Raw genomic sequence first — 17,580 nt, 5'->3', positions numbered from 1 at the left:
AACGACAGGGTGCGATTCATGACGATGGACTTAACACGGCGTCAGTTGTTGCAACGGGCGAGTGTCATTGGCGCCTTTACCGCGCTCGGTTCAACACCGGCGCTGGCCGAACTGCTGCGCGCGCCTCGGCTGATCCCGTGGCGTAACTGGTCGGGGGGCCAGAGTTGCCTGCCGGCGGCGCGGCTGGCGCCGAAGAATCTGGATGAATTGACCCAGGTTGTGCGCCAGGCTCCGGGCAAGATTCGCCCGGTGGGTTCGGCGCATTCCTTCAGCGCGTTGGTGCCCACCGACGGCACGTTGCTGTCCCTGAGCTATTTCACCGGGTTGCTCGATCACGACGGGAAAACCCTGCAAGCCGAGTTCGCTGCCGGCACGCCGATGTCGCGCATGGGCACACCGCTCAAGGACGTCGGCCAGGCCCTGCAAAATATGGCCGACATCGATTACCAGACCCTCGCCGGCGCGATCTCCACCTCGACCCACGGCACCGGCAAGAACTTCCAGTCCTATTCCGCCCACGTCTGCGGCCTGCAATTGGTGACTGCCACGGGCGAGGTGCTGGACTGCGACAGCACGCGACATCCTGAGGTGTTCAGCGCGGCGCGGGTGTCCCTCGGCGCGCTCGGGGTGGCGACGAAAATCCGTCTGCAAAACCGCCCGGCGTATCGCTTGAGAGAACGCCAGTGGATCGCGAAAACCGAAGAACTGTTGGAAGACCTCGACAAGAACACCCGGGAAAACCAGCACTGGGAAATGCTCGTGGTGACCCATTCCGACTACGCCTTGTCGATCGCCCTCAACGAAACCACCGACCCGGCGACACCGCCGATTCCGGCGGATGAGGAGGGCGGTAACGAATTCGTCACCTTGATCGAGAAAATCGACAAGTACGGCAGCGACTTCCCGGACCTGCGCCGAACGATGCTCAACAGCCTGCGCCACCTCGCCAGTTTCGATGACCGGGTGGGCGACTCGTTCGACATCTACGCCAACGTGCGCACGGTGCGTTTCAACGAAATGGAATATTCGGTGCCGGCCGAGCATGGTCCGGCGTGCCTGCGCGAAATCCTCAAGCTGATTCAGGACAAAGACCTGCGCACCTGGTTTCCGATTGAATACCGCTACGTCAAAGCCGACGACATCCCACTGAGCATGTTCGAAGGCCGCGACAGTTGCTCGATCTCGGTCCACCAGCATTATCAGATGGACCATCACAACTTCTTCGCCGCCGTCGAGCCGATTTTCTGGAAGTACAACGGCCGGCCACACTGGGGCAAGTTGCACACGCTCAACGCGAAAAACCTGCAGCCGCTGTACCCGCGCTGGCAGGAATTCATTGAGGTGCGGCAAGCGCTGGACCCCAGTGGCAAGTTCCTCAATGCGCATTTGTCATCGATTCTGGGGGTGAGCTGATGGCGGTCAATCGACGCAATTTCCTGATGGGAGCCGCCGGCGTCGGTGTATTGCTGGCGGGTGTTGGAGCCTGGTTGCGGCCCGGTGATCGAGGCGCGCCGTATAGCGACTATTTCCAGACGCTGAACCGCGAACTCAAGGAACACGGGCCGATGCGGCCGGTGATGCTGATCGATCTTGATCGGCTGGATCACAACATCGACGTGGTGATGCTGTCGGTAAAACGCGGCGGCAAGCACCTGCGGCTGGTGGAGAAATCACTGCCGGCGCCGGGGCTGCTGACCTACATCGCCAAGCGCGCGGGCACACAGCGCTTGATGTCATTTCATCAACCGTTTCTCAATCATGATGCGCTGCAGTTTCCCGAGTCCGACCTCCTGTTGGGCAAGCCGCTGCCGGTGCGTTCGGCCGAGTTGTTTTATCAGTCGCACAAAGGGCCGTTCGATCCGTCGAGGCAATTACAGTGGCTGCTTGATACACCAGAACGGCTTCAGCAATACCTGGCGCTGGCGCAGGGATTGGGCACGCGATTGCGGGTGAACATCGAGCTGGATGTCGGGCTGCATCGCGGCGGTGTCAGCGATGTGGCGGTGCTCGGGCCGATGCTGGCGCTGATCAGCAAGAATCCTCAGCACCTGGAGTTCGCCGGGTTCATGGGCTACGACCCGTTCGTGGGCATGGGCGTGCCGGGGATACTGGGCTCGCCTGAAGAACTGTTCGCCAAGGTGATGGTGATTTATAACCGTTGCGTCGATTTCACCCGCCAGCAATATCCCGGCCTGTGGCATGAAGGGCTGACCCTCAACACCGCTGGCAGCCCAAGTTATCGCATGCATGAGCATGAACAGCTCAGCAGTGAAGTCTCAGTGGGTACGGCGATGCTCAAGCCGACGCACTATGATTTGCCGTCGCTGGTGGACCATGTGCCGGCGGCTTACATCGCCACACCGGTGTTGAAAAGTACCGGGGCGGTGAACATTCCGGCGCTGGATGACAAGTCCCGGCTGTTCTCGTGGTGGGACACCAATCAGCGCGAGACGTTTTTCATCTATGGCGGTAACTGGATGGCGGAGTTTGAATCGCCATCGGGGTTGCAGAGTAACGGGGTGTATGGTCGCAGCTCGAATCAGGAAATGGTCAATGGTTCGGCGGCGGTGGGGCTGGGGGTTGAGGACCAGGTATTTTTGCGGCCGACCCAGACGGAGTCGGTGTTGTTGCAGTTTGGGGATTTGCTGGCGGTTCGAGGGGGGAGGATTGTTGATAGCTGGCCGGTGTATTCCTGAAGGTTTTCTGGTGTCTGGTCTATCGCCTTCGCGAGCAGGCTCGCTCCCACATCTGGAATGCGATTCCCTGTGGGAGCGAGCCTGCTCGCGAAGGCGGCAGTTCAGTCAAAACGCATAAGGGATACTGACCTTTGCCCAGAGCATTTCCCCTTCAGGCCGGTTCTCCACATCAAACTCCTTGGCCCAGCGAATCTCCGCCGTGGCGTATTTCAAAAAGGTCAGGTGCAACGCCGGACCAATCGCAAATACCTGCCCGCGCACCCCGTCGTTCACGTCCTCGCCATTGAACTGCACGGTATGGCCGAACTGTTTGTCGTCGGTGGTTTGCTTGAGGTAGTAGCCGTTCAACCCGAGCATCAGGTTGTCGGTGATCTTGTAACTGGCCGAATAGTCGAAGTGGAAAATCTGCCCCGACTCGTAATCGGTATCTTTGTTTTTACCGTTGAAGCTGTACGTCGTCTTCATCGACACCTCGGTTTTATCCGTCGGAAGCCAGGTGAAGGAGAACAGCGGTTTATAGGTGTAGAAATTGTTGCTGGTGTTGGCCAGGCGATCGACGCTGTACTCGCCGGTCGGCACGGTAACTTCCACCGCAGCGCCCAGGGTCAGGCTCGGGCTCATGTCCCACAGAATGATTGGCGCGAAGGTGGTGTCGCCCATGCCTTCACGGGTGTCGTGCAAGCCGAACACGGCGACTTCCTGCTTGAGCCAGGGCTGCGCGATGTAACCCGCCAACCGGCCGCCGAATACCCGCAACGGGCTGAGATAATCCAGGCGTGGAATGACGGCCGTGGATTCGATATCGACATCCGGCACCTTGCCGCCGAGCGAGCTGATGTTCAGCTTCGTGGAGGTGTAGTGGTTGTAGTAGAGGTTGAACGCAACCATGTTGTCCGGAAGGCTGTCGGGCGACAGCGGCAACATGAAAAAACCGTCGGTGCCGGGGCCGATGTTGTCCACGCCAGCCTCGGTGGCCAGCGCCGATTGGATCGCGCAGGCGCCGGCCAGGCTGATGACCAGTAGGGGGAATCTCGTGCGGGTCGGGATCATGGGTGTACTCATTATTATTGTTAGCGGGCTGTCCTGCGTCCATACGAGGGCCGCAACATAGAAATAAGCTGTCTGTGCTGTGCAAGGCAGGGTATTGGCGGCCATTTAGGGGGACTTCTGCGGACAGCCTTTTAACCCTGTGCTAACTTCTTTCGACATAACCGGTAACAAAAATAAGAATGCAGTTCGCCCCGGAATGTATACCCCCATGCAAATGAAAGTGATTGATCCCACCTTTGAACTGGCGCTGGTGTCGCCGTTTCTCCTGCAAACCCTCGCCGAAGTCGCGGAGCGAAAAGGCGTCAATCCCGACAGCCTGTGCCGAGGGCTGGGTTTTACCTTTGAAGATCTTCAGGACCCGGCGCAGCGCATTTCCTATCGGCAGGCCGTGGCGATGATTCAGCGCGCGCTCAAAGCGTTGCCCAATCAGGGCCTGGGTTTGTGGGTCGGGGCGCAGAATGTGCTCGGTACGCTGGGGTTGCTCGGGCATGTGTTGTCGCTGTGCAAGACCCTGCGTGATGCTTTCGAGCTGGGCATTCGCCATCAGCACACCTCCGGCGGGATCGTGGTGTCGAGCGTGGAGGAGGCGGGTGACCAGGTGTTTGTCGACGTCGAATGCCGCTTGCCGTTCGCCGATGTGCAATTGTTTGCGGTCGAGGAGTTTTTCGCCAGTCTGCTGGTGTACGGCCGGGCGCTGGTCGGGGCGGATTTCAAGCCGATGGCGGTGGAGTTCATGCACGCTGCGCCGGATTATCTCGGCGAATATTCGCGACTTCTGGGGCCGGACGTACGATTTGGATGCTTGCAGAATCGCATGGTGATCGCGGCGCATTGGCTGGACGTTCAGTTGCCCAATCACCATTCCCTGGCCTTGCGTCAGGCGGTGAAATTGCTCGAGCTGGAGGCCGCGCAAGTGCATCAGAAGATGGACTTGATCCAGGCCGTGGAACGGGCGATTGCCCGGGACCTGACAGAGGGCAGCCACATCGAGAAAATCGCCGGCGACCTGAACATGAGCAGCCGCACCTTGCGCCGCCGCCTCACCGAACATGCGCTGACCTTCGAAACCCTGCTGGAACAAGTGCGCCAGGCCCGCACCATGAGCCTGCTGGCCAACCCGGACATGTCCATCGAGCGCATCACCGAAGTAGTCGGCTACAGCGACGTACGCAGCTTCCGCCGCGCCTTCAAACGCTGGACCGGCATGAGCCCGAGCGCATTCCGCAACGAAACCCCGGCCCTCGATCCCCTGTGTAGCAGCTGACGAGCAGCGCGAGGCTGCGTCCGGCTGCGCAGCAGCCGTAAAACCAGGCAACGCGACGTATCAGGCACACCTCGCACAGAGGAATGACGACTGCTTCGCAGCCGGACGCAGCCTCGCGTTGCTCGACAGCTGCTACAGGACAGTGCACACAAACGGTCTTTCCCCGGTTAAACTCCGTGCTCTTTTCAAGGAGTTCATATGAGCTATTACCAGCCGGGCATTCTCGCCACCCCTGTTCCGCCTCAAGCCCGCCATATGTTCTTCGCCCTCGAATCCGCCGAAGCCTTGCCGGCCGCGCTCGACAACTTGATGCAACTGGTGGACGGGAAATCGGCTGTCGTCGGTTTCGGGGCATCGCTGGTCAAGGCGTTGCACGCCGAGGTCGATGGCCTGCGAGCCTTTCCGGCATTGACCGGTGTGGGCGTCGATAACCCGTCGACGCAACACGCACTCTGGTGTTGGCTGCACGGCATCGACCGCGGTGAGCTGCTCAATCGCAGCCAGGCCATCGAAGCCGCGCTGGCGCCGGCCCTGCGCCTGGTGCAGATGAACGAAACCTTCCGCCACTTGACCGGCCACGACCTGACCGGCTACGAAGACGGCACCGAAAACCCGCACGATGACGCCGCTGTCGCCGCCGCACTGTTGAGCGAAGGCGCAGACGGCCTGGTCGGTGGCAGCTTTGCCGCGATCCAGCAGTGGCAGCATGACCTCAAGGGCTTCCACGCGATGCCGCCCCATGAAAAGGACAACATCATGGGCCGTCGCTTGAGCGACAACGAAGAACTCGATGACGCGCCGATTTCGGCCCACGTCAAACGCACCGCTCAGGAAAGCTTCGCCCCCGAGGCATTCGTGGTTCGTCGCTCGATGCCATGGATCGAAGGTGATCGCGCCGGCCTGATGTTCCTCGCGTTCGGTTTTTCCCTCGACGCTTTCGAAGCGCAACTGCGGCGCATGAGTGGCCTGGAAGACGGCATCACTGACGGTTTGTACCGCATCAGCCGCCCGATCACCGGCGGCTACTACTGGTGCCCGCCGTTGAAGGACGGTCGCCTGGACCTGCGCGCCTTGCGCATCGGCTAACCAGCAGGAGTTGAACATGGACGTGGTGCGGTGGGGCATGATCGGTTGTGGCAGCGTTACCGAGCGCAAGAGCGGGCCAGCCTTTTACAAGGTACCCGGTTCGGCGTTGGTGGCGGTGATGGGGCGGCGTCTGGAGGCGGTGACGGATTACGCCACTCGCCATGGCATCGCCCGGGTCTACACCGACGCGCAAGCGCTGATCAATGATCCCGAGGTGGACGCGGTCTACATCGCCACGCCGCCCGACAGTCACCACGCCTACAGCCTGATGGTGGCCGCCGCCGGCAAACATTGCTGCGTCGAAAAACCGATGTCGCTGAATGCCGGGCAAAGCCGCGAGATGCAACAGGTCTTTGCCGACGCCGGATTGCACCTGTTCGTTTCCTACTACCGACGCTCGCTGCCGCGCTTCCAGCAAGTGCGCCAGTGGCTGGAAGCGGGGCGGATCGGCGAAGTCCGGCACCTGACCTGGACCCTCACCAAAGCCCCATCGCCCGTCGATCTGGGCGGCGTGCACAACTGGCGCACGGACCCGGGCATTGCCGGCGGCGGTTACTTCGCCGACCTTGCCAGCCATGGGTTGGACCTGTTCCAGTACCTGCTCGGCGACATCACTGAAGTCGCCGGTTTCACCGCGCGACAGGCCGGACTGTATGCCGCCGAAGATGCGGTCAGTGCCACCTGGCGCTTTACTTCGGGGGCGACGGGCATGGGCTGCTGGAACTTCGTGGCGGATCGCCGCGAGGATCGGGTCGAGGTGATTGGCAGCCAGGGGCGGATCAGCTTTTCGGTGTTCGACGAGCACCCGGTGCAGCTTCAAGCGGATGAACAGCTCAGCCTGAACATCGACCATCACGAGCACATCCAGTGGCATCACGTGCTGGGCATGAACGCGCACATTCGCGGGCATGCGCAGCACCCGGCGGTGGCCGGGGAAGCGTTGAAAACCGACTGGGTGATGGACCAGATCCTCAAGCGCGATCACTGAACTCCACCGATGTAGCAGCTGCGGAGCACCGCGAGGCTGCGTTCGGCGGCGAAGCCGTCGCAAACCCTTCGTGCAAGGTTTTCCTGACATACCGCATTCTCTGATTTCACGACGGCTGCGCCGCCGGACGCAGCCTCGCGGTGCTCCGCAGCTGCTACACCGGATTGTGCTGGTTCGGCGAATCTAACCTTATGCTTAAACAATATTTCTCAACCCTCACGCTGTCTCTCTAAGATCACGTCATAACTCGTTATAACAAGTGATCTCCAATGACTGATAACGTTCTATCCCTCAGCCCGCTTTCCAACAGCAGTATGCCGCTGCACACCCAACTGCGCGACGTGCTACGCGCCCGCATCCTCGACGGTGAATACCCGCAAGGCAGCCAGATGCCCTCCGAAAGCGAACTTGGCGCGTTGTTCAAAGTCAGCCGCATCACCGTGCGCCAGGCCTTGGGCGATCTGCAGAAAGAAGGGCTGATCTTCAAGATCCACGGCAAGGGCACCTTCGTTGCCAAGCCGAAAACCTTCCAGAACGTCAGCACGCTGCAAGGCCTGGCCGAGTCGATGACCGGTCGCGGCTACGAGGTGATCAACCGCCTGCGCAGCTTCAAATTCATCGCTGCCGACAAACTTGTCGCCGAACGCTTGCAGGTCGCCGAAGGTGAAACCGTGGCCCAGATCAAACGGGTGCGGCTGATCAACCGCGAGCCGATCTCGCTGGAAATCACCTACCTGCCCAAAGTCATCGGCGAACGGCTGGAGAAGGCTGATCTGGTCACTCGCGACATCTTCCTGATCCTCGAAAACGACTGCGGTATCGCCCTCGGCCACGCCGACCTGGCCATCGACGCGGTACTGGCCGACAGCGACCTGACCCAGGCACTCAACGTCGAACCGGGTTCGCCGATCATGCGCATCGAGCGCCTGACCCACGACGCCAGCGGCCAGCCCGTCGACTTCGAACACCTTTACTACCGTGGCGATGCCTTCCAGTACCGCCTGCGGATCGACCGGCAAAAAGGGGCGCAGGCATGAGCCGAAACACTATTGAGCAGGAATACGACATCGTCGTGATCGGCGGCGGCACCGCAGGACCGATGGCGGCGATCAAGGCCAAGGAACGCAACCGCGATCTGCGCGTGTTGTTGATCGACAAGGCCAACGTCAAACGCAGCGGCGCGATCAGCATGGGCATGGACGGCCTGAACAACGCGATCATCCCCGGCCACTCGACGCCGGAGCAGTACACCAAGGAAATCACCATCGCCAATGACGGCATCGTCAATCAGGCCGCGGTGTACGCCTACGCCACTCACAGTTTCGAAACCCTCTCACAACTGGACCGCTGGGGCGTGAAGTTCGAGAAGGACGAAACCGGCGACTACGCGGTGAAAAAGGTCCACCACATGGGCGCCTACGTGCTGCCGATGCCGGAAGGGCATGACATCAAAAAAGTCCTGTATCGCCAGTTGAAACGGGCACGGGTGAGCATCACCAATCGCGTGGTTTGCACGCGGTTGCTGACGGACGAAGAGGGCGCGGTCAACGGCGTGATGGGCTTCGATTGCCGCACCGCCGACTTCCATGTGATCAAGGCCAAAGCGGTCATCCTGTGCTGCGGCGCCGCCGGGCGCCTGGGATTGCCGGCCTCGGGTTACCTGATGGGTACCTACGAAAACCCGACCAATGCCGGCGACGGTTACGCCATGGCGTATCACGCGGGTGCCGAACTGGCGAACCTGGAATGCTTCCAGATCAACCCGCTGATCAAGGATTACAACGGCCCGGCCTGCGCCTACGTCACCGGCCCCTTGGGTGGCTACACCGCCAACAACAAGGGCGAGCGCTTCATCGAGTGCGACTACTGGAGCGGCCAGATGATGTGGGAGTTCCACCAGGAGCTCGAAAGCGGTAACGGCCCGGTGTTCCTCAAACTCGATCATTTGGCCGAGGAAACCATCCAGAACATCGAAGAGATCCTGCACAGCAACGAACGCCCCAGTCGCGGCCAGTTCCACGCCAATCGCGGCACCGACTACCGCACGCAGATGGTTGAGATGCACATTTCCGAGATCGGCTTTTGCAGCGGGCATTCGGCGTCGGGGGTGTGGGTCAACGAGCGGGCCGAGACTTCTGTGAAGGGGTTGTACTCAGCGGGGGACATGGCGGCAGTGCCGCACAACTACATGCTCGGCGCGTTTACTTATGGCTGGTTTGCCGGCACCAACGCGGCGGATTTCGTCGCCGGGCGCGAGTTCTCAGCTGTCGATGCCCAACAAATCGAGACGGAGAAGCAAAGGGTGTACGCGCCACTGGACCGCGAACACGGTCTGCTACCCGCGCAAGTCGAGTACAAGCTGCGGCGCTTTGTGAACGACTACCTGCAACCGCCGAAAGTGACCAAGAAGATGCAAATCGGCCTGCAGCGCTTCAGCGATATCCAGCGTGATCTCGATCAGATCAAGGCCCACAACGCCCACGAGCTGATGCGCGCCATGGAAGTCAGCATGATCCGCGACTGCGCCGAAATGGCTGCCCGCGCCTCGTTGTACCGCGCCGAAAGTCGCTGGGGGCTTTACCACTATCGGGTCGATCACCCGCAACGCAACGACAGCGACTGGTTCTGCCATTGCCACCTGAAAAAGGGTGAAGACGGCCAGATGACCAGTTTCAAGAAAGCCGTCGAGCCTTACATCATCCCGCTCGATGCCGAAGAAATGCAGGCCTACGACCGGTTGCGGGTCGGTGCCTTTGCCGCCTGAGCATCACTAACAGAGAGACTGCCCGATGGCCTATCAACCCCAGGAAATCTTCTTCCGCTCCAACGCGCCGGTCACGGTCGACGAGGATCTTTGCATCGCCCACAAAGGCTGCACCGTGTGCGTCGACGTCTGCCCGATGGACCTGCTGGCCATCAACCCGGCCACGCAAAAAGCCTACATGGCGTTCGATGAATGCTGGTACTGCATGCCCTGTGAAAAGGACTGCCCGACCGGGGCGGTGAAAGTTGAAATCCCTTATTTGCTCCGTTGAAATGCAATCGAGTGTGGGAGCGGGCTTGCTCGCGAAGAGGCCGGCACAGCTTGCATCTCCATTGACAGAGAGGACGCCTTCGCGAGCAAGCCCGCTCCCACAGTGGATCGAGGCCAACCGCAAATTTTGTGTACACCAGGCAACCTGTGGGAGCCGGGCTTGCCCGCGATGAGGCCGCCACAGACAACAAAATAGCCATCCGGTAACCCCCGGACGCCAGCTTCAAACCACCCCCTCGTTTCCCACCACGCCCTGATCGTGGCGGAGACGAACATCCAATAAATGATTCGAGGGGATACACCCATGTTGCGTGCAGTATTCGCCGGTCTGGTACTGGCCTCATTCACCTTGTCGGCCTCCGCCGAAACCATCCGCATTGCCATCGGCACCCAGGACACCACGATCAATTGCGCCGCCGGCGGACTATTGATTCGTGAATTCGGCCTGCTCGACAAATACCTGCCCCACGACGGCCAATACAAAGACGCCAAATACGAGGTCGAGTGGAAAAACTTCACCAGCGGCGCACCGCTGACCAACGAAATGGTCGCCGGCAAACTCGACTTCGGCGCCATGGCCGATTTCCCCGGTGCGTTCAACGGCGTGGCGTTCGAAACCGCCGGCAAGCACAGCCTGTTCATCAGCGTGCTCTCGGGCAGCATCAAGGGCAGCGGCAACGGCATTGTGGTGCCGAGCGCTTCGGGCGTGCAGTCGTTGTCGGAACTGAAGGGCAAGACCATCTCCGTGCCGTTCGCCTCGACCGCCCACGGCATGTTGCTGCGCGCCGTGGCGGCCCAGGGTTGGGACCCGCTCAAGGACGTCAACATCATCGCCCAGCCGCCAGAAGTCGCAGGCTCGGCGTTGCAGGCCGGGAAGATCGACGCCCACGCTGACTTCGTGCCGTTCGCCGAACTGTTCCCGAGCCGTGGTTTCGCCCGCAAGATTTACGACGGTGCCCAGGCCGGCGCGCCGACGTTCCACGGGGCATTGGTGGATCAGGCGTACGCGAAGAAGTACCCGGAAATCGTTGTCGCCTACTTGCGGGCGAGCATCGAGGCCAATGAGTTGCTCGCGGCTGAACCGGAGAAGTACAGCGAGTTGATCGCCAACGTCACCGGGGTCGACGCCGAGGTCAATTACCTGTTCCACGGCCCGCTGGGCGTGCAAACCCGCGACCTGAGCTGGAAGCCGGAATACCGTCAGGCGGTCGGCACCGCGATCGATACGCTCAAGCTGTTGAAGAAGGCGGATCGTGGTCTCGATCTCAATACCTTTATCGACGATCAGTACATCCGCGCCGCGTTCAAGGCATCGAATCTGGATTACACCGCGCAACTGGCCAACTACGGGCAAACGCCGTTAAAAGCGGTCGATGCATCGAGTGGCCAGGCGATCACCGACTTCAGCCATGTCGCGGAAATCTGGGTACGCGGCGAACCCAAGGTCCGCCAGTACGCCTCGGCACAAGCGGCCTTCACCGCGTTGGCCGGTTTGAAGTCAGAAGGCAAAAACATCCGCGCGGTGTACGCCCAGGCCAGCGACAGCGGGATCAAGCTGCTGGCGGATCAGGCGTGGTTTGCCAGTGATGCAAAAGGACGCCTGAGCGCGTTCCTGCTCAAAGGCCAGGCCCAACAATTCGCCACGGCCCAAGGCGGCAAAGTCTTCGACTTCAGCGAAGCCACCACCCAAGCCATCGCCGCCCGCTAACCCCAAGCACACCGCGATCAAATGTGGGAGCGGGCTTGCTCGCGAAGGCGGAGTGTCAGTCGACATCAATATCGCCTGACCCACCGCATTCGCGAGCAAGCCCGCTCCCACAAGGGTTCAGGGTTGAGAGGAAGAATTGTGTACGGATCATATTTACGTTGGATTCCCCGGGCCGCTTCATTGCTGCTCTGCCTGCTGTTCTGGCAACTCGCCGCCAGCCACCACTGGAACCTCGGCCTGGTCACCTTCGCCAACGTCCCGACGCCACTCGCGGTGATCCACGCCGCATTGGGCCTCGGCGATTCCGGCAAACTCGCCCAGCACCTGAGCAGCAGCCTCAGCCGGGTCTTCGCCGGTTACCTCGCCGCGTTGATCATCGGCATCGCCCTGGGCCTGGCCATCGGCCGCTCGAAATGGGCCGAAGACTTGTTGTTACCACCACTGGAAGTCCTGCGCCCAATCCCCGCCGTGGCCTGGATTCCCTTGGCAATTCTGATGTTCCCGTCTTCGGAACTGTCGATGGTCTTCATCACCTTCACCGGCGCGTTGTTCCCGATTCTGCTCAACACCGTGCACGGTGTCGAAGGCGTCGATCCACGCCTGATCGCCTCGGCCAAAAGCCTTGGGGCAGGGCGCCGGGCGATTCTGCTGGAAGTGATCCTGCCGGGCGCCGCGCCGAGCATCATCACCGGCCTGGCCATTGGCATGGGCACCTCGTGGTTTTGCCTGGTGACGGCGGAAATGATCTCCGGCCAGTACGGCATCGGCTATTACACCTGGGAGTCCTACACCATCCAGAACTACGCCGACATCGTCGTCGGCATGTTGCTGATCGGTGTGCTCGGGATGGGCTGCAGCCTGCTGATCAAACGTCTCGGCGGGCTGTTCACGCCGTGGCACCGACCACGAGGAAAAGCCTGATGAGCGTGATGCAAACCCCGGAAGGGCGGATCGATATTCGCCGATTGTCCATCGTCCTCGGTGAAGGCCCACACGCTTTTGAAGCCGTGCAAGGTCTGGATTGCCAGATTGAAGCGGGGCAGTTCGTGTGCATTCTCGGGCCGTCCGGTTGTGGCAAATCGACCTTGCTCGGTGCGCTGGCGGGGCACCTGCAACCGCGCTCCGGCAGCCTGAAAGTCGATGGTGCGAAGGTCTCGGGCCCGTCGCCGCAGCGCGGCATGGTGTTCCAGCACCACACGTTGTTCCCGTGGCGAACCGTTCGCGACAACGTTGCGTTCGGCCTGAAGATGCGCGGCATCGGCAAGGCTGAACGCCATACAGCCGCCGATGAAATCCTTGCCTTGGTGGGCCTCGAAGGTTTTGCCGAGCGCTGGCCGGACCAGCTCTCCGGTGGCATGCAGCAACGGGTGGAAATCGCCCGGGTGCTGATCAACCGCCCGCGCCTGTTGCTGATGGACGAACCCTTCGGCGCCCTCGACGCGTTGACCCGGTTGAACATGCAGGAACTGCTGCTGGACATCTGGACACGGATTCGCACCACCGTGGTGTTTGTCACCCATGACATCGACGAAGCGTTGTTCCTCGCGGATCGCCTGCTGGTGATGAGCTCGCGCCCCGGCCGGATCATCGAAGACCTGCGCCTCGACTTCCCGAGGCCACGCACCACCGAGCTGGTGACGAGCCACGAGTTTTCCCGCCTGAAGCGCCATTGCCTCGAATTACTGCGTCACGAAGATGGTCGGCAGCTACCGCGCCTGAACCCTCTCGGATTGCCCCCTGAAAACAAACTGCCGCGATTTGCCCTATGACCTCTCTATTCGATGTAACCGATAACGACGACATCCTTGCCCTGCAACCGCGCCTGACCGATGACGATCCCGGCGTACGGCGCATCGCCCTGATCGAATTGGCCGACCTTGAGGAGCCGGACGGCTTGTTGTGGCTGGTCAATCGACTGGCCGAAGATCCGACCGAAGAAGTCCGCGCCGAAGCCGCTCGCTTGCTCGAAGCCTGGGAGGACGAACCCGTGGTCGAAGCGCTGTGCCAGGCGCTGACCGATCCCTCGTTGGCCGTGCAATCGGCCGCCGCACAAAGCCTCAGCCTGCTCAAAAGCGCAGCGGCGGGGCGGGTGATTCTGCCGTGGACCGGGCATGCCGAAGCCAGCGTGCGCATTGCCGCGTTCAGGGCATTGCGTGAGTTGCGTTGCCCCGATGCCGCCGCTGCCGCTTTAGAGGCGTTGAAGGATGCAGACGCCAGCGTTCGTCGCGAAGCGGTGGGCGTGCTCGGCTGGCTCAAACAGCTCGATGCATTGCCGGCGTTGGCGAGATTGGCCAGCGCCGATCCCGACACGGAAGTCCGCCGCGCCGCTACCGGCGCCCTGGGTCTGGCCTCCGACGCCCAAGTGCTGCCGGCTCTGCGCCAGGCCTTGCAAGATGGCGCCTGGCAAGTGCGCGAAGAAGCCGCGACCACGCTGGGTAAAGTCGGCCACATTGATGCCGGCAGCGCACTGGTCGAAGCCTTGAGTGACGATTACTGGCAGGTCCGCCTGCGCGCCACCCGCAGCCTCGGTCGCTTACGTTACGTCCCGGCCCTCAACGCCTTGATCGACACCCTCGGCCACCGCATCAGCAACCTGCGCAAGGAAGCCGCGCTGGCCCTCGGCGAATTGGACGACAAAGGCGCGATTGCCCCCTTGCAGGCCGCGCAAGACGACGGCGACCCGGAAGTGCGCAAAGCCGTGCGCATTGCCTTGAGTCAGCTGCAATGAGCCCGGTGGCGGTGGGTAATTCCCAGGGTAAACAGCAGCTGCGATTGAACTGGCCGGATGGGCGCGAGCAGCGGCTGGATCATGCTGAACTGCGGCGACAGTGCCCGTGCTCGCAATGCCGGGCGTTTCGCCTGCAAGGGTTGACGGTGAAGGTTGATCCGCGCATCCGTGTGGTCGAATTGAACGCCCAGGGCTACGGCCTGCAACTGATCTTCAGCGACGGCCACGAACGCGGCATCTACCCGTGGCCCTACCTGGCACAACTCACTCCTGAAAACACTGAAACCTAAATGTGGGAGCGGGCTTGCTCGCGAATGCGGCGGGTCAGTCAACATTGATGTTGAATGTGAAACCGCATTCGCGAGCAAGCCCGCTCCCACATTTGATCGATGTCTGTCAGAAAGACTTGCTGACGCTCGCCACCACCGTGGCGCTGCACAGGTCGTCGTAGCCCCAGTTGCTGGTGCATTGGCTTTTCGACAGGTCGGTGTCGATGTAGCTCAGGCCCACCATCACGCCGGCCAGTTCGTGGGTGAGTTTGACTTCCCATTCGCGGTACGAGTCTTCGGCATGGCCCGAGTTCGAGTACAGGTGCGGGTCCTTGAAGTCCATGTTGCCGTAGCGCAGTTTCAGGCCGGTGTCATAAGGCAATCGCGTTTCGTACCCGACATAGCTGTACAGCGAGTTCTGCTTGCTGTCGATGCCCGGTGCATCGTCCGAGTAATAGGCGCCGAGTTTCACCCCGTAGACGCTGAGAATGCCGTAGACCTCGCTCTGGTTGAACTGGCTTTCTTTTGGGTAGGTGTATTTGAGGTAGCCGATGTCGAGGTTGACATCCTCGGTCGCTTCCCAGAGCCAGCCGCCGTAGTAATCGACTTCCTGACGGGTTTTCAGGCCGCCGCCAAAATCGACGTTCGAGCTCCACGCGCCCACGTATAAACCCGTGCTGTGAGCCAGGGTTACACCGGCTTGCATGGCGGGGTCATTGAGCGTTTGCGAAATGCCACGGGTGCGGTAATCGCTCGCCAGGGTCAGGTCCACCAGCACGGAGAAGTCGTCGTTCAAGACGATGGCCTGGCTGCTCAACGGCAGCAGACTCAAGGAACCAAGGGCGAACAGGGTGAAAGCTTTCATGAATGCAGTCCCGATATTGTGATTGTTATGGGCAGTTTTTTTGTGGCAAAGCTGCGCCGAGCCCCAGCGTTGAACGCGGGATCGGGCAGCGGGTTACAGCGGGTTTTTATTAGAGGGTCGGTGCGTAGACTTCGCGCCCGGCAAACCAGGTTTGCAGTACTTGTGTGTCGCTCAGGGCCTTGTTGTCGACGGTGAAGACGTCGCGGTCGAGCACGATGAAGTCAGCTTGCTTGCCAGGGGTCAGCGAACCGATCTGCTTCTCCAGGCCGATGGTGCGCGCGGCATTCGCGGTGTAGGCGTAGAACATCGTTTCGCGGTCCACGGCTTCCTTGATGTTCAGCACGCCCATTGGACCGACGCGGGTGATGGCCTGGGCCATGGCGTTCCATGGGTTGGGCGAAGAGACGGGCCAGTCACTGGCGCCCGCGATGGTCGCGCCCTGTTTGAGCAACGAATGCGCCGGGTATTGATAGCGGAAGGCGAGGGCGCTGACGTAAGGCTTGATCATGTCCGTGGTGTAGTCGTCGGCCGAGGCCCACAGCAGTTGCATCGAGGCGATGACGTTCAGCGGTTTGAACCGCGCAAACTCTTTCGGGTTGACGATTTGCAAGTGGGTGATCGAATGCGTCACGCCACTCTGGCGATCCTTGCGCGCCTGTTCGATGCCGTTCAGCGACTCACGCACCGCACGGTCGCCGATGGCATGGATGTGCACCAGCCAGCCGCGCTGGTCGATGGCGCTGATCAGTTCGCCGAAGTGCTTCGGATCGATCAGCAATTCGCCCTGTTTGTGCGAGTTGTTGTAAGGGTCGATCATCGCCGCGCTCTGGGCCGGGAATTCGATCACGCCGTCGGCGAAGATCTTGACCCCAGGCAGGGTCAGGTTGGGGATGCCCTGAAATTGCTGGCGAACCTTGTCCAGCGTATCGAGATCGGCCGGTACACTTTTTGAATTCGCCACCAACAGCGCCGCTACGTGGACCGTCATGCCACCGCTTTCGGCCAGGGCTTTATAGGCCGGCAGCACGCCGACGGTTTTTTCCGTGGGCTTGAGCGCGAACAGCGGTTCGCCCGGCGCGGCATTGGCGGCGGGGTCCATCCAGGCTGTGATGCCGAAACTGTTGTTGTAGCGCACGGCTGATTGGGCGGCCTTGAGCATGTCGGCGCTGCTCGGCACGGGTATTTTCGAGGACACTCGGTCCCAGCCTGCGTCAACCAGGAAGCCGTTAGGGCTACCATCGGCACGTTTGCCGATGGTGTCCGCTTCGGCGGCGGGCAATGACTTGATCAACGCGGCATCAATCCCGGCGCGCTTGAGCATGAAGTCGTTGGCCCAGGCCGTGTGGTGGTCGCTGCCGGTGAACACTACGGGGACGTCGGCCCATTCACCACTGCTGAATTTTTTACCCAGTGCTTCGGCCTTGGCCCAATACACCGAACTCATGCCGGCGATGGTCAACACATCGCCGTGCCTGGCCTTGCCATCGTCACGCCAGCCGCGCAGGCGTTTTTCCAGTTCGTCGAGTTCGACCACCTCGTCTTCCATGTTGGCCGCAACCATTTCCAGACCGCCGAAAATCGCGTGGGAATGGGTGTCGATCAGGCCCGGCATCAAGGTTTTACCACCGAGGTCGACCACTTTGGTGTCGGGTGTGATCAAGGCCTTGATCTGCGCATCGCTGCCGACTTGCAGCACCTTGCCATCCTGTACCGCCAGCGCCTGAGCCTTCGGTTGGGCACGGTCGGCGGTGAAAATCTTGCCATTGATCAGCACCAGATCGGTGGCTGCCATGGCTTCCATCGAGGCAAAACTAACAGCGGCCATCAAGAGATTCGGAATGAATCTTTTCATTGAATGTTTCCTTGTTATTGCGTCTGATGGCCAGATTAGT

The 17,580-nt window shown here is 61.0% G+C and carries 16 protein-coding genes; 13 read left to right on the top strand and 3 right to left on the bottom strand.

Features of this window, described 5'->3' with window-relative positions; all coding sequences use genetic code 11:
- Positions 1–18 precede the first annotated feature (18 nt).
- Together BK660_RS02350 and BK660_RS02345 are read left to right on the top strand one after the other, a co-directional pair.
- Positions 19–1,413, top strand: a complete 1,395-nt coding sequence (locus tag BK660_RS02350) for a D-arabinono-1,4-lactone oxidase (RefSeq protein WP_123431897.1) — start codon at positions 19–21, stop codon at positions 1,411–1,413.
- Positions 1,414–1,487: 74 nt separating this feature from the next.
- The gene (locus BK660_RS02345) at positions 1,488–2,696 is read left to right on the top strand and encodes a DSD1 family PLP-dependent enzyme (RefSeq protein ID WP_185044982.1); all 1,209 of its coding nucleotides are present in this window, start codon (positions 1,488–1,490) and stop codon (positions 2,694–2,696) included.
- 105 nt (positions 2,697–2,801) lie between these two features.
- Here BK660_RS02345 and BK660_RS02340 read toward each other — a convergent pair whose 3' ends face one another.
- The gene (locus BK660_RS02340; RefSeq protein WP_123431895.1) at positions 2,802–3,746 is read right to left on the bottom strand and encodes a SphA family protein; all 945 of its coding nucleotides are present in this window, start codon (positions 3,744–3,746) and stop codon (positions 2,802–2,804) included.
- Positions 3,747–3,954: 208 nt separating this feature from the next.
- Here BK660_RS02340 and BK660_RS02335 point away from each other — a divergent pair, with 208 nt between their 5' ends.
- The 11 genes from BK660_RS02335 to BK660_RS02285 all read left to right on the top strand — a co-directional run bounded on the left by BK660_RS02335 (position 3,955) and on the right by BK660_RS02285 (position 14,844).
- On the top strand, positions 3,955–5,010 hold the full coding sequence (locus tag BK660_RS02335; protein WP_123431894.1) for an AraC family transcriptional regulator: 1,056 nt from the start codon (positions 3,955–3,957) through the stop codon (positions 5,008–5,010).
- Positions 5,011–5,208: 198 nt separating this feature from the next.
- Positions 5,209–6,096, top strand: a complete 888-nt coding sequence (locus BK660_RS02330) for a Dyp-type peroxidase (protein WP_123431893.1) — start codon at positions 5,209–5,211, stop codon at positions 6,094–6,096.
- Between the two features lie 16 nt (positions 6,097–6,112).
- Positions 6,113–7,084, top strand: a complete 972-nt coding sequence (locus tag BK660_RS02325) for a Gfo/Idh/MocA family protein (RefSeq protein ID WP_123431892.1) — start codon at positions 6,113–6,115, stop codon at positions 7,082–7,084.
- A 269-nt stretch (positions 7,085–7,353) separates the two neighbouring features.
- Positions 7,354–8,121: a GntR family transcriptional regulator gene (locus BK660_RS02320; RefSeq protein ID WP_123431891.1), complete on the top strand. Its 768-nt coding sequence runs from the start codon at positions 7,354–7,356 to the stop codon at positions 8,119–8,121.
- Positions 8,118–9,848 (top strand): fumarate reductase/succinate dehydrogenase flavoprotein subunit, encoded by a 1,731-nt coding sequence (locus BK660_RS02315; protein WP_123431890.1) that lies wholly within the window; start codon positions 8,118–8,120, stop codon positions 9,846–9,848. The genes BK660_RS02320 and BK660_RS02315 overlap by 4 nt, the downstream gene beginning before the upstream one ends.
- A gap of 25 nt (positions 9,849–9,873) precedes the next feature.
- Positions 9,874–10,119, top strand: coding sequence for a 4Fe-4S dicluster domain-containing protein (locus BK660_RS02310; RefSeq protein WP_007946457.1), 246 nt, complete (start codon positions 9,874–9,876; stop codon positions 10,117–10,119).
- Between the two features lie 303 nt (positions 10,120–10,422).
- Entirely contained in the window at positions 10,423–11,826 is a 1,404-nt protein-coding gene (locus BK660_RS02305; protein ID WP_123431889.1) for an ABC transporter substrate-binding protein, read from the top strand.
- A gap of 138 nt (positions 11,827–11,964) precedes the next feature.
- A complete protein-coding gene (locus BK660_RS02300) occupies positions 11,965–12,747 on the top strand; it encodes an ABC transporter permease (RefSeq protein WP_123431888.1) in 783 nt (260 codons plus the stop codon).
- Entirely contained in the window at positions 12,747–13,595 is an 849-nt protein-coding gene (locus tag BK660_RS02295; RefSeq protein WP_123431887.1) for an ABC transporter ATP-binding protein, read from the top strand. Before BK660_RS02300 ends, BK660_RS02295 begins: the two co-directional genes overlap by 1 nt.
- Positions 13,592–14,554, top strand: coding sequence for a HEAT repeat domain-containing protein (locus tag BK660_RS02290; RefSeq protein WP_123431886.1), 963 nt, complete (start codon positions 13,592–13,594; stop codon positions 14,552–14,554). Before BK660_RS02295 ends, BK660_RS02290 begins: the two co-directional genes overlap by 4 nt.
- A complete protein-coding gene (locus tag BK660_RS02285) occupies positions 14,551–14,844 on the top strand; it encodes a DUF971 domain-containing protein (RefSeq protein WP_123431885.1) in 294 nt (97 codons plus the stop codon). The genes BK660_RS02290 and BK660_RS02285 overlap by 4 nt, the downstream gene beginning before the upstream one ends.
- Positions 14,845–14,950: 106 nt before the next feature.
- Here BK660_RS02285 and BK660_RS02280 read toward each other — a convergent pair whose 3' ends face one another.
- Positions 14,951–15,688 carry a TorF family putative porin gene (locus BK660_RS02280; protein WP_123431884.1) on the bottom strand — a complete coding sequence of 246 codons (738 nt, stop codon included), beginning with the start codon at positions 15,686–15,688 and terminating at the stop codon, positions 14,951–14,953.
- Positions 15,689–15,797: 109 nt separating this feature from the next.
- The gene (locus tag BK660_RS02275; protein WP_123431883.1) at positions 15,798–17,540 is read right to left on the bottom strand and encodes an amidohydrolase; all 1,743 of its coding nucleotides are present in this window, start codon (positions 17,538–17,540) and stop codon (positions 15,798–15,800) included.
- Positions 17,541–17,580 lie beyond the last annotated feature (40 nt).

The sequence above is a fragment of the Pseudomonas brassicacearum genome (assembly GCF_003732265.1).
Lineage (GTDB): Bacteria > Pseudomonadota > Gammaproteobacteria > Pseudomonadales > Pseudomonadaceae > Aquipseudomonas > Aquipseudomonas brassicacearum_D.
This window is presented reverse-complemented; position numbering and strand designations above follow the sequence as displayed.